11 protein-coding genes are annotated in these 11,984 nt (G+C 42.2%); all 11 read left to right on the forward strand.

What is annotated here, in order from left to right; translation table 11 throughout:
- Window positions 1-10: 10 nt before the first annotated feature.
- Window positions 11-1,516: a F0F1 ATP synthase subunit alpha gene (atpA, locus tag AC4HAJ_RS01390; protein ID WP_491078359.1), complete on the forward strand. Its 1,506-nt coding sequence runs from the start codon at window positions 11-13 to the stop codon at window positions 1,514-1,516.
- A 14-nt stretch (window positions 1,517-1,530) separates the two neighbouring features.
- Entirely contained in the window at window positions 1,531-2,412 is an 882-nt protein-coding gene (locus AC4HAJ_RS01395; RefSeq protein ID WP_491078360.1) for a F0F1 ATP synthase subunit gamma, read from the forward strand.
- Between the two features lie 65 nt (window positions 2,413-2,477).
- Window positions 2,478-3,884, forward strand: a complete 1,407-nt coding sequence (gene atpD, locus AC4HAJ_RS01400) for a F0F1 ATP synthase subunit beta (RefSeq protein WP_491078361.1) — start codon at window positions 2,478-2,480, stop codon at window positions 3,882-3,884.
- 12 nt (window positions 3,885-3,896) lie between these two features.
- On the forward strand, window positions 3,897-4,316 hold the full coding sequence (locus AC4HAJ_RS01405) for a F0F1 ATP synthase subunit epsilon (RefSeq protein WP_491078362.1): 420 nt from the start codon (window positions 3,897-3,899) through the stop codon (window positions 4,314-4,316).
- A gap of 187 nt (window positions 4,317-4,503) precedes the next feature.
- Window positions 4,504-4,740, forward strand: a complete 237-nt coding sequence (locus AC4HAJ_RS01410) for a DUF1146 family protein (protein ID WP_491078363.1) — start codon at window positions 4,504-4,506, stop codon at window positions 4,738-4,740.
- Window positions 4,741-4,801: 61 nt separating this feature from the next.
- Window positions 4,802-6,070 (forward strand): UDP-N-acetylglucosamine 1-carboxyvinyltransferase, encoded by a 1,269-nt coding sequence (gene murA, locus AC4HAJ_RS01415; RefSeq protein ID WP_491078364.1) that lies wholly within the window; start codon window positions 4,802-4,804, stop codon window positions 6,068-6,070.
- Window positions 6,070-6,261, forward strand: coding sequence for a DNA-directed RNA polymerase subunit beta (locus AC4HAJ_RS01420; RefSeq protein ID WP_491078365.1), 192 nt, complete (start codon window positions 6,070-6,072; stop codon window positions 6,259-6,261). Before murA ends, AC4HAJ_RS01420 begins: the two co-directional genes overlap by 1 nt.
- 114 nt (window positions 6,262-6,375) lie before the next feature.
- Complete coding sequence (locus AC4HAJ_RS01425) at window positions 6,376-7,236, forward strand: DNA/RNA non-specific endonuclease (RefSeq protein WP_491078366.1); 861 nt, start codon at window positions 6,376-6,378, stop codon at window positions 7,234-7,236.
- A 528-nt stretch (window positions 7,237-7,764) separates the two neighbouring features.
- Window positions 7,765-8,808, forward strand: a complete 1,044-nt coding sequence (gene pheS / locus AC4HAJ_RS01430) for a phenylalanine--tRNA ligase subunit alpha (RefSeq protein ID WP_491078484.1) — start codon at window positions 7,765-7,767, stop codon at window positions 8,806-8,808.
- Between the two features lie 15 nt (window positions 8,809-8,823).
- Window positions 8,824-9,354: a GNAT family N-acetyltransferase gene (locus tag AC4HAJ_RS01435; protein ID WP_491078367.1), complete on the forward strand. Its 531-nt coding sequence runs from the start codon at window positions 8,824-8,826 to the stop codon at window positions 9,352-9,354.
- 70 nt (window positions 9,355-9,424) lie between these two features.
- On the forward strand, window positions 9,425-11,830 hold the full coding sequence (gene pheT / locus AC4HAJ_RS01440; protein ID WP_491078368.1) for a phenylalanine--tRNA ligase subunit beta: 2,406 nt from the start codon (window positions 9,425-9,427) through the stop codon (window positions 11,828-11,830).
- Window positions 11,831-11,984 lie beyond the last annotated feature (154 nt).

Here is an 11,984-nt window from a genome sequence, read left to right on the forward strand (position 1 = left end):
GGTGTGACTTTTGGCCATTAATGCTCAAGAAATTAGTGCTTTAATCAAAAAGCAAATTGAAAACTTCCAGCCAAATTTTGACGTCACTGAAACTGGTGTGGTAACTTACATTGGTGATGGGATTGCTCGTGCAAGAGGGCTCGACAATGCTATGGCTGGTGAGTTGCTGGAATTCCAAAACGGTGCTTATGGTATGGCTCAAAACCTTGAGTCTAATGATGTTGGTATTATTATTCTTGGTGATTTTTCTGCAATCACTGAGGGAGATACCGTCAAGCGCACTGGAAAAATTATGGAAGTCCCAGTCGGTCCCGAAATGATTGGTCGTGTGGTGAATCCACTGGGTCAACCAGTTGATGGACTCGGTGATATCAATACGAAGGCGACACGTCCTGTTGAAACGCCTGCACCAGGTGTCATGCAGCGTAAGAGTGTCTCAGAACCTCTGCAAACAGGACTCAAAGCTATTGATGCACTTGTTCCAATAGGACGCGGTCAACGTGAATTGGTCATCGGTGACCGTCAGACTGGTAAAACATCTGTTGCTATTGATGCGATTTTGAATCAAAAAGATCAAGATATGATCTGTATCTATGTTGCGATTGGACAAAAAGAATCAACCGTTCGTACACAGGTTGAAACCCTCCGCAAATATGGTGCTCTGGATTATACAATCGTTGTGACTGCATCGGCATCACAGCCCTCTCCCTTAGTTTACATTGCCCCTTATGCAGGTGTAGCGATGGCAGAAGAATTTATGTATCAAGGTAAGCATGTGCTGATCGTTTACGATGATTTATCAAAACAAGCCGTAGCTTACCGTGAGTTATCCTTACTTTTGCGTCGTCCACCGGGTCGTGAAGCTTACCCAGGGGATGTCTTCTATCTTCATAGTCGTCTGTTAGAGCGTTCTGCCAAGGTTTCTGATGACCTAGGTGGCGGCTCTATTACGGCTCTGCCGTTTATTGAGACACAAGCAGGGGATATTTCTGCTTATATCGCAACTAACGTTATTTCTATTACAGATGGTCAAATCTTCTTGCAAGAGAATCTTTTCAATTCTGGTATACGTCCTGCTATTGATGCTGGTTCCTCTGTATCACGTGTTGGTGGTGCTGCCCAAATCAAGGCTATGAAAAAGGTAGCTGGAACCTTACGTTTGGATTTGGCATCTTACCGTGAGTTGGAGGCCTTTACGCAGTTCGGATCTGATCTAGATGAAGCGACTCAAGCTAAGTTGAACCGTGGTCGTCGGACAGTAGAAGTTTTGAAACAGCCTGTTCATCAGCCCTTGCCTGTTGAAAAACAAGTTTTAATTCTCTATGCTTTGACACATGGCTTCTTGGACAATGTGCCTGTTGATGATATTCTTGCGTTTGAACAGGCCTTGTATGATTATTTTGACAGTCATCATGAAGATCTCTTTGAAATTATACGGACGACTAAGGATCTTCCAGACGAAGCTGTTCTGGATGCTGCTATTCAATCTTTCAAAGATCAATCATCGTTTGAATAAGGGAGGTTGATGATATGGCAGGGTCTCTAAGTGATATTAAAAGTCGCATTACGTCGACGGAAAAAACAAGTAAAATTACGAGTGCCATGCAGATGGTATCTGCCGCTAAGCTGACAAAATCTGAGCAAGCAGCAAAAGATTTCCAAGTCTATGCTTCAAAGATTCGACAAGTGACGACTGATCTCTTGAAGACAGAGTTGACCAATGGTAGTGATAATCCCATGCTAGCCGCTCGTCCTGTTAAGCGGACCGGCTATATTGTGATTACATCTGACAAGGGATTAGTCGGTGGTTACAATGCTAAAATTCTCAAGGCTGTTATGGATTTGATCGAAGATTACCACGCTGGTAGAGATGATTACGCTATCATTTCAATCGGAAGTGTGGGATCTGATTTCTTTAAAGCTAGAGGAATTGACCTGGCTTTTGAACTGCGTGGTCTTGAGGATCAACCTAGTTTTGATCAGGTGTCTCAGATTATTTCACAATCCGTTGAGATGTACCATCAAGAGATTTTTGATGAACTCTATGTTTGCTATAATCACCATATCAATAGTTTGACGAGTCAAGTACGTGTTGAGCAAATGCTTCCCATTGTTGATTTAGATGCTAATGAAGCACATGAACAAGAAGCATCAACAGTATTTGAGTTGGAACCGGATCGTGAAGCTATTTTGGAACAATTATTGCCACAGTATACGGAAAGTTTGATTTACGGGGCAATTGTTGATGCTAAGACAGCTGAACATGCTGCAGGAATGACAGCGATGCAAACAGCGACAGATAACTCAAGGAATGTCATTAATGATTTGACTATTCAGTACAACCGTGCCCGGCAGGCTGCTATTACTCAGGAAATTACTGAAATCGTTGCCGGTGCTAATGCCTTGGAATAAAAGGTAAGGATTGTAAGCTCTCTAGTATAAGAGATAAGATGATTTTCAGTAGGAAGGAAATAAAAATGAGCTCAGGCAAGATTGCTCAGGTGGTTGGTCCTGTTGTAGACGTTAAGTTTGCCAGTGATGATAAACTTCCTGAGATTAATAATGCGTTAGTTGTATACAAGGACAGCGCAAAAAAAGAAAAAATCGTGCTAGAAGTTGCCCTTGAACTAGGGGACGGAATGGTACGTACAATTGCCATGGAGTCAACAGATGGTCTTACTCGTGGTTTAGAAGTTCTCGATACTGGCCGTGCGATTAGTGTACCGGTTGGTAAAGAGACTCTTGGACGTGTCTTTAATGTTTTGGGAGATACGATTGATCTGGAACAGCCATTCGATGAAGATGCCCCACGTGAACCAATCCATAAAAAGGCTCCAAGTTTTGATGAATTGTCAACTGCGTCAGAAATTTTGGAAACAGGAATCAAGGTGATTGACCTCTTGGCACCTTATTTGAAGGGTGGTAAAGTCGGACTCTTTGGTGGTGCCGGTGTTGGTAAAACGGTCCTTATCCAAGAATTGATCCACAATATCGCTCAAGAGCATGGAGGAATTTCAGTATTTACTGGTGTCGGTGAGCGTACTCGTGAAGGGAATGACCTTTACTGGGAAATGAAGGAATCTGGTGTTATCGAAAAGACTGCCATGGTCTTTGGTCAGATGAATGAACCACCTGGTGCACGTATGCGTGTCGCACTGACTGGACTGACACTTGCGGAGTATTTCCGTGATGTTGAGGGGCAAGATGTTTTGCTCTTTATTGATAACATTTTCCGTTTCACTCAAGCAGGTTCTGAGGTATCGGCCCTTCTTGGACGTATGCCATCGGCTGTGGGTTACCAACCAACATTGGCTACTGAGATGGGACAGTTACAAGAGCGTATCACCTCAACTAAAAAAGGATCTGTAACGTCTATTCAGGCGATCTATGTGCCAGCGGATGACTATACCGACCCAGCTCCTGCAACAGCTTTTGCACACTTGGATTCAACTACGAACTTGGAGCGGAAATTGACTCAAATGGGGATCTATCCTGCCGTCGATCCATTGGCTTCTAGCTCTCGAGCTCTTTCGCCAGAAATTGTCGGTGAGGAGCATTACCAAGTGGCAACAGAAGTTCAGCGTGTCCTTCAACGTTACAATGAATTGCAGGATATTATTGCCATTCTTGGGATGGATGAACTGTCAGATGAGGAAAAAGTCCTGGTGGGACGTGCCCGTCGTATTCAATTTTTCCTCTCACAAAACTTCAATGTAGCTGAGCAGTTTACGGGTCAGCCGGGCTCTTATGTTCCAGTTGAAGAGACAGTGCGTGGCTTTAAGGAAATTTTGGAAGGGAAGTATGATAATCTCCCTGAAGATGCCTTTCGTGCGGTCGGTCCAATTGAGGATGTTGTCGAAAAAGCTAAAAAGATGGGCTATTAATGAGGTGACTGTATGGCAGAACATATGACAGTCCAAATTGTCACACCTGATGGTATTCGTTATGATCATCATGCAGCTTTTATCTCTGTGACTACGACAGATGGTGAGATGGGGATTTTGCCTAATCATATCAATACTATAGCTCCACTTGCTGTCCATGAGGTAAAGATCAGACGTATTGATGATGATAATCATGTCGATTGGGTAGCGGTCAATGGTGGTATTCTTGAGATCAAAGATAATGAGGTGACGATTGTTGCTGATTCTGCAGAGCGTGATCGTGATATTGATGTCTCTCGGGCTGAACGGGCTAAGTTACGGGCTGAAAAAGACATGGCAGAAGCTCAGCAAAGTCATGAAGCTGACCAATTTAAGCGAGCTGAAGTTGCTTTGAGACGTGCCCTCAACCGTATCAATGTCGGTAACAAGTAATCACTAGCCATTAGATAGTAGTAGGTTTGCTTAATTAAGCCTCAAGATTTTAATTATCAACTCATGGCTTCTATATCGATATGGTAAATCCAGAATAATACTAAAGGGGTCTGGACTTTTGTCCAAGGCTCTTTTTGTTTACGGCGAAAACTTGCGAGAGATCTTTTTGACATGGTAGAATAAGGGCATGGAATTTTTACAAACACTTAGTAATATTGTGATCCATATGATTTTTATCATTTGGATTCATCAGCTTCTGATTAATTTAGTTCCGTGGGAAAAGTATCTAAAAATTCATACTGATAATCTCATGCAGGTTCGCCTGTTCATTCTTTTTATAGCTATCGCACTGGGCTATATGGTCAGTCTTTTCTTTATTGATATTATTAGTCTAGGGATGAGTCTCTATTTGTCAGCACCTTGAGGAAGTTTTTTCATCAACTTGTGATATAATTAGTTAAAACAGTTGAAAATGGAGAAATACGATGGATAAAATTATTATCAAGGGAGGCAATACACGTCTAGAAGGAGAAGTATCTATAGAAGGTGCTAAAAATGCCGTCTTACCTTTACTAGCAGCCACCATCCTACCGACTCAGGGACAGACGATTTTGCATAATGTTCCCATATTATCTGATGTGTTTACCATGAATAATGTTGTTCGTGGTCTTAATATCAAGGTAGATTTTGACGAATCGGCTAATCAAGTCACAGTGGATGCTACGGGGAAGATCTTAGATGAAGCTCCCTATGAGTATGTCAGCCAAATGAGGGCCTCTATTGTTGTTCTTGGACCGATCTTAGCACGTAATGGTCATGCTAAGGTGTCTATGCCAGGAGGATGTACGATAGGTAGTCGTCCTATTGATCTCCATTTAAAAGGGCTCGAAGCTATGGGAGCTGAGATCCGTCAAGTTGGTGGTGATATTACTGCAACAGCAGATAAGCTCAAGGGAACCAATTTTTATATGGATTTTCCATCTGTTGGTGCAACACAAAATCTGATGATGGCTGCAACTTTGGCAGAAGGGACAACTATTATCGAGAATGCAGCTCGAGAGCCTGAGATAGTGGATCTCGCTCAGCTGTTAAACAAGATGGGTGCTGTTATCAAGGGAGCCGGTACAGAAACCTTGACGATTCAAGGTGTGAAAGAGCTTCATGGGACTGAGCACGATGTCGTTCAGGATCGTATTGAGGCTGGTACCTTTATGGTGGCTGCTGCTATGACAGGCGGTGATGTCTTGGTTAAGGATGCTGTATGGGAGCATAATCGTCCCTTACTATCAAAATTGATTGAAATGGGCGTGGAGGCAAGAGAAGAGGCAAACGGTATTCGTATCCGGTCTGATGTGACTCAGTTAAAGCCAGTAGTTGTTAAGACCTTACCGCATCCGGGCTTTCCGACAGACATGCAGGCTCAATTTACAGCCTTGATGGCTGTTATTCCAGGTGAGTCTACCATGATTGAAACTGTTTTTGAAAATCGTTTCCAACATCTGGAAGAGATGAGGCGGATGGGTCTCAATTCAGAAATTCTTCGTGATACTGCTATCATTCATGGTGGTCAAGGTTTGCAGGGCGCTAAGGTTATGTCAACAGATTTACGTGCCAGTGCTGCTTTGATATTGACTGGTATGGTTGCCCAAGGGACTACTGTCGTCAGCAAGCTTAATCATTTGGATCGTGGCTATTACAAGTTCCACGAAAAATTAGCTAGTCTTGGTGCTGATATTGAGAGGGTGAGTCAGTAATGACAAATATAGGATGGAAGTATGTCAGAAGACAGCTCATGGTTGTTTTGATTCTCTTGATTTTGAGTCTAGTTGTGTTTATGATTGGTCTCATGCTGGGCTATGCTATGCTGGGAGAAGGCAAGAATGCTTTTGACATTTTGTCATTTGATAAATGGAAATCACTGGTTGATAAATTTACTGGAAACTGAGAAGTCTCGCTGGTTTGTCCAACGAGACTTTTTGTGCTTAAGCTAGCTTGCTAAGCTGGTCTTTTCGGGACTAAGTATAGTAGCTATTGGTTGTTTTGATGGAGTTAGAAAAGTATGAAAAACAGACGGTTAAGGAAATCTGAGCAGAAGCTATTGTTCTCTCTTGTTGGTCTGGTTATTATTTTGTCTTTGGGCTATGTTGCGACATCGGATCGTTTGTCAGAAGACAATCCTATTAAGCAGTTGGCCCAGTTGGTTATATCAGATGGTACGAAGTCAGATTCGGCATCTCTTGATCATCCAACAAAAAGGTTGGCAGAATCCGTTATGACGCCTTCGGTAAGACGAGAGCTTTCTTCAGCTATTGATTGGAATGGCAGTGGGGCTTTTATTGTTAATCATAATCAAACTGATTTAGATGCCAAGGTTTCCAGCCTTCCTTATGTCAACAATCAGACTAAGCGTGTCCAAGGGAAGCTGGTACCAAAGCGTGCTAATGCGCTTCTTTCCAAAGCTACCAGACAGTACCGTAATCGTCTGGAAACGGGTAATGGGTCAACTAGTTGGACACCTGCAGGATGGCATCAGCTTCACCATTTAGCTGGCAGTTATGACCATGCTGTGGATCGTGGGCACCTGATTGGTTATGCCCTAGCTGGTGGTCTAAAAGGTTTTGATGCTTCGACGAGTAATCCTGCTAACATTGCTGTTCAGACAGCTTGGGCTAATCAAGCTAGCAGTAAAGACTCAACGGGTCAAAACTACTATGAAGGCTTAATACGCAAAGCTTTAGATAGGAATAAGCGGGTTCGTTATCGAGTAACGCTCATTTATGAAGGTGATAATCTTATCGCTAGCGGCAGTCACATGGAGGCAAAATCCAGCGATGGCAGTCTTGAATTTAATGTTTTTATTCCTAATGTCCAAGAAGGTTTGACAATAAATTATTATAGTGGAAAGGTGAGCCGAGGATGAGTGTAGAAGAATACGGTCGAGATACTTATCAGCTTCGTGAATCTGGCCTTGCCCTTCCTGTATCTGATATCACTAGTTATGATAAGGAAGACGATAAGGTTTTTTTATGATCCTGCACTTTATCTAACAAAAGAAGGGCGTGCTTATCTTGATCATATCTATGGTGAGCAGGCTGAGCCTGATGTTTTAGAGGATTGTTTATATTTTTACTTTAGTCCGGATACTTAGAGTTTTTTATTAACTTGCAACCGGATCTAAAATCTGTTAGAATGAGTCTAATTGAATAGTTGTCCGTGAGACTAGTAGCTTGGTGGCACTTTGAAGGGAATGTGAATCGTAGACTGGGAGTTCACTAAAGGAAAGCCTTGTGAATTCACTCATATCAAGGACTTATGAAATTAAGATTCAGTCTTTCTGAATGAAAACGGATGGTACCGCGTGTCAACGCTCCGCTTGTGGTGGTTGTGTTGGCATGCGATTTTTGTTTACCGAAGAAAGATTATTATGATGGCTAAGAAAGGAAACCCCATGGATTTACAAAAACAGTTAGAAGAATTGAAAATGACAACTCAAGCTAAGTTAAAAGAAATGCATGGTGATCACGCTAAGGAACTTCAAGACTTGCGGGTCTCTGTCCTCGGTAAAAAAGGTTCTCTGACAGAGTTGCTCAAAGGATTAAAAGATTTATCTAGTGAGATGCGCCCTGTTGTAGGTAAGCAGGTTAATGAGGTTCGTGATACTTTGACAAAGGCTTTTGAAGAGCAAGCAAAAATTGTTGAGGCAGCTAAGATTCAAGCACAATTAGAGTCTGAAACAATCGATGTTACCCTACCCGGTCGCCAGATTAAGCTAGGCAATCGTCATATTCTAACGCAAACAACCGAAGAAATCGAAGATATCTTTTTAGGAATGGGCTTTAAAATTGTTGAAGGGTATGAAGTAGAAACAGACTACTATAATTTTGAACGCATGAATCTTCCTAAGAATCATCCAGCTCGTGATATGCAGGATACTTTCTATATTACGGAAGAAATTTTGCTGCGTACCCACACAAGTCCTGTGCAGGCACGTACTTTGGACGAGCATGATTTTTCAAAGGGACCTTTGAAGATGATTTCACCTGGACGTGTTTTCCGTCGGGATACCGATGATGCGACTCACTCTCATCAATTTCACCAAATTGAAGGCTTGGTCGTTGGCGAAAATATCTCTATGGGGGATCTCAAAGGTACCTTACAGTTGATTAGTCAAAAGATGTTTGGTGCTGATCGCAAGATTCGTCTGCGCCCATCCTACTTTCCTTTTACTGAACCTTCTGTCGAAGTTGATGTGTCTTGCTTTAAATGTGGTGGTGAAGGCTGCAATGTTTGTAAGGGAACCGGTTGGATTGAGATTTTAGGTGCTGGTATGGTTCATCCGGGTGTACTAGAAAAAGCAGGAGTTGATGCTGAAAAATACTCCGGTTTTGCTTTTGGTCTAGGGCAAGAACGTATTGCTATGCTTCGCTATGGTATCAATGATATTCGTGCCTTTTACCAAGGTGATGTCCGTTTTTCAAGTCAATTCAAATAATTTAGAAGGTTAGAGATGTCCATTTCAATAATTCCGATTAAACTTGGAGATTTAGAAGAGCTAAGAGATCTAGCCATGCTGACTTTTACAGAGACCTTTGCTTTTGATAATACTCCAGAACAGTTAAATGACTATTACCAGACAAGCTACTCTTTAGAGGTTCTAAGAGAGGAGCTGACTAATCCAGAGACTTTCTATTATTTTATTGAGGTAGATGGTCAAAAAGCTGGATTTATGATGACGAATGTCGGCCAGGCTCAGACAGAACATCTGCTAGAAGATGCTTATGAGGTTCAGCGGATTTATGTCTTAAAGGCATTTCAAGGCCTCGGACTAGGGAAGTGTCTTTTTGAGCATGCCTTGGCACATGCTGAGAAATTAGGCAAGAGCTGGATCTGGCTTGGTGTTTGGGAACATAATCATAAGGCACAAGCCTTCTATGCCAAGTATGGTTTTGAGAAATTTGACGAACATACATTTCCAGTGTCAGAAGATAAGGTAGATACGGATTGGCTCTTGAGGAGAAAGTTATCTACTGTGGGCTAAGACAGCCTTTAAGTAATATTAAGAAAGGAAGAGATGGAGAATTTTAGCTATTCTCTTATCCAATATCACTATGCTTGTATCGTATAAATGGTTAAAAGAGTTGGTTGATGTTGATGTGACCACAGCTGAATTAGCTGAAAAAATGTCGACAACAGGAATTGAAGTAGAGGGAGTTGAAACGCCTGCGGCTGGTTTATCAAAGATTGTCGTTGGTCATGTTTTGTCATGTGAAGTCGTTCCAGAGACCCATTTGCATTTGTGTCAAGTGGATACAGGAGAGGCTGAGCCTCGTCAAATCGTCTGTGGTGCCCCTAATATTATGGCTGGTCAAAAAGTGATTGTAGCTCTGCCTGGAGCACGCATTGCAGACAATTATAAGATTAAAAAGGGTAAAATTCGTGGCATGGAATCACTGGGAATGATTTGCTCCCTTCAAGAGCTGGGCCTACCAGATAGTATCATTCCGAAGGAATTTTCTGACGGGATTCAAGTCCTTCCCGAAGATGCAGTGCCTGGAAATAATGCCCTTCCTTATTTGGATTTGGATGATGAAATTATCGAATTGGCAATTACCCCAAATCGTGCGGATGCTCTCTCTATGCGTGGGGTAGCCTATGAAGTGGCAGCCATCTATGATAAGTCTGTTCATTTTCCTGAAAAGTCTGTCTCAGAGGTTGATCAAAAAGCTTCTGACCAGCTAAAAGTTGCCATCGAAACTGATAAAGTTATGGCCTATCGTTCACGTGTTATCGAAGATGTCACAGTGGCGCCAAGTCCTCAATGGCTGCAAAACCTTTTGATGAATGCTGGTATTCGTCCCATTAATAATATTGTGGATATTACTAACTACATTTTACTTTACTTTGGTCAGCCTATGCATGCCTTTGACTTTGATACATTTGAGTCTGATACTATCGTGGCTCGGAATGCTCGTAGTAATGAAACAATAGTGACTCTAGATGGTGAAGAGCGTGAGTTGAGCGCTGATGATATTATCATTGCGGTTGCAGATAAACCGGTTGCGCTGGCAGGTATCATGGGAGGTTTGGCGACAGAGATTTCAGATCAGTCTAAGAGAGTTGTCCTTGAAGCAGCTGTTTTTGATGGTCAGTCTGTTCGCAAGACTAGCAGTCGGCTTAATCTTCGCTCTGAAAGTTCATCACGCTTTGAAAAAGGCATTAACTATGATACGGTATCTGAGTCTCTTGATTATGCTGCAGCTATGGTAGCAGAGCTTGCTGGTGGTCATATTTTAGCGGGACAAGTCAGCCAAGGTGAACTGACAACTGAGCCTGTCTCTGTCTCTACATCATTGGACTATGTCAATGTCCGTCTAGGAACTGAATTGACTTATGCAGATATTGAGCAGGTATTTGCTCAGCTTGGCTTTGGATTAGCTGGTACGGCTGAATACTTTACTGTCTCAGTACCACGTCGTCGTTGGGATATTAGCATTCCTGCTGACTTGGTGGAAGAAATTGCACGTATTTATGGCTATGATAAGCTGCCTACTAGCCTGCCTGCAATGGGAGCTACTGCTGGGGAGCTGACCTTGGCACAATCTTTGCGCCGAAAGGTTAGGAAGATTGCTGAGGCATCTGGCCTATCTGAAATAATCAGTTATGCTTTAACAACACCAGAAAAGTCAGTAGAATTTAGCTTGCAGCCAACGCCGATCACTGAGCTCTTATGGCCAATGAGTATCGAACGTTCAGCCCTGCGGCAAAATCTGGTATCTGGAATGCTGGATACCCTGAGCTACAATGTTGCACGTAAAAATCGCAATGTTGCTGTTTATGAGATTGGTAAGATTTTTAAACAGCCAGGTGATCCAAAGAAGGACCTTCCGGATGAAGTGGAAACATTTGCTGTTGCCATGACAGGAATGGTTAGTGAAAAAGATTTTCAAACACAAGCTTTCCCTGTAGACTTTTTCTATGTGAAAGGGATTTTGGAAACTCTTTTTGATCGACTGAATCTTGAGGTTATCTTTGATGCGGATGCTAGTCTAGCTAGTATGCACCCTGGTCGTACGGCGCTTATTTTGCTTGATGGAGAGGCTATTGGATTTATCGGTCAGCTGCACCCTGAAACTGCTAAGTTGTATGCTATTCCAGAAACTTATATTGCTCAGCTTGATCTTTCTAAAGTGGAAGCAGCGTTAGAGTCGTCAGCAAGTTTTGAAGAAATTACTAAGTATCCAGAGGTCTCTCGAGATATTTCCTTGTTAGTGGATGCTGATGTGTCCCACCAAACCATTGTAGATGTGATCCGTGGTGCTGGAGTCAAGCGGCTTACAGACATTAAGCTCTTTGATATCTATGATGGCCATAACATAGGAAGCGGTAAAAAATCAATGGCTTATAGCTTGACCTTCCAAAATCCAATAGATAATTTGACGGATGAGGAAGTTAATACTTATATAGGAAAAATTACTAAGGCTTTATCTGAAAAGATAGCAGCTGAAATTCGATAGTAACTGAAAATAACCAAAAACGATCTTAGTTTTTGGTTATTTTTTATACTTTTTAAAGCGTCCTCTCGCTCATAACTATAAGTTGGGGTTGCTAATAATTCTAACTGTTGATTTTCACATAATCTGCTAAATTTTGGGCAAATGCTAAAAAGCC

It is taken from the genome of Streptococcus sp. ALY_211 (assembly GCF_058314555.1).

Bases quoted from the DNA above. Each gene is read 5' to 3' on its own strand.
- AC4HAJ_RS01425 (WP_491078366.1), top strand. From the start codon at position 6,376: ATGAAAAACAGACGGTTAAGGAAATCTGAGCAGAAGCTATTGTTCTCT.
- AC4HAJ_RS01435 (WP_491078367.1), top strand. From the start codon at position 8,824: ATGTCCATTTCAATAATTCCGATTAAACTTGGAGATTTAGAAGAGCTA.
- AC4HAJ_RS01395 (WP_491078360.1), top strand. From the start codon at position 1,531: ATGGCAGGGTCTCTAAGTGATATTAAAAGTCGCATTACGTCGACGGAA.
- pheS (WP_491078484.1), top strand. From the start codon at position 7,765: ATGGATTTACAAAAACAGTTAGAAGAATTGAAAATGACAACTCAAGCT.
- pheT (WP_491078368.1), top strand. From the start codon at position 9,425: ATGCTTGTATCGTATAAATGGTTAAAAGAGTTGGTTGATGTTGATGTG.
- atpD (WP_491078361.1), top strand. From the start codon at position 2,478: ATGAGCTCAGGCAAGATTGCTCAGGTGGTTGGTCCTGTTGTAGACGTT.
- AC4HAJ_RS01410 (WP_491078363.1), top strand. From the start codon at position 4,504: ATGGAATTTTTACAAACACTTAGTAATATTGTGATCCATATGATTTTT.
- murA (WP_491078364.1), top strand. From the start codon at position 4,802: ATGGATAAAATTATTATCAAGGGAGGCAATACACGTCTAGAAGGAGAA.
- AC4HAJ_RS01405 (WP_491078362.1), top strand. From the start codon at position 3,897: ATGGCAGAACATATGACAGTCCAAATTGTCACACCTGATGGTATTCGT.
- AC4HAJ_RS01420 (WP_491078365.1), top strand. From the start codon at position 6,070: ATGACAAATATAGGATGGAAGTATGTCAGAAGACAGCTCATGGTTGTT.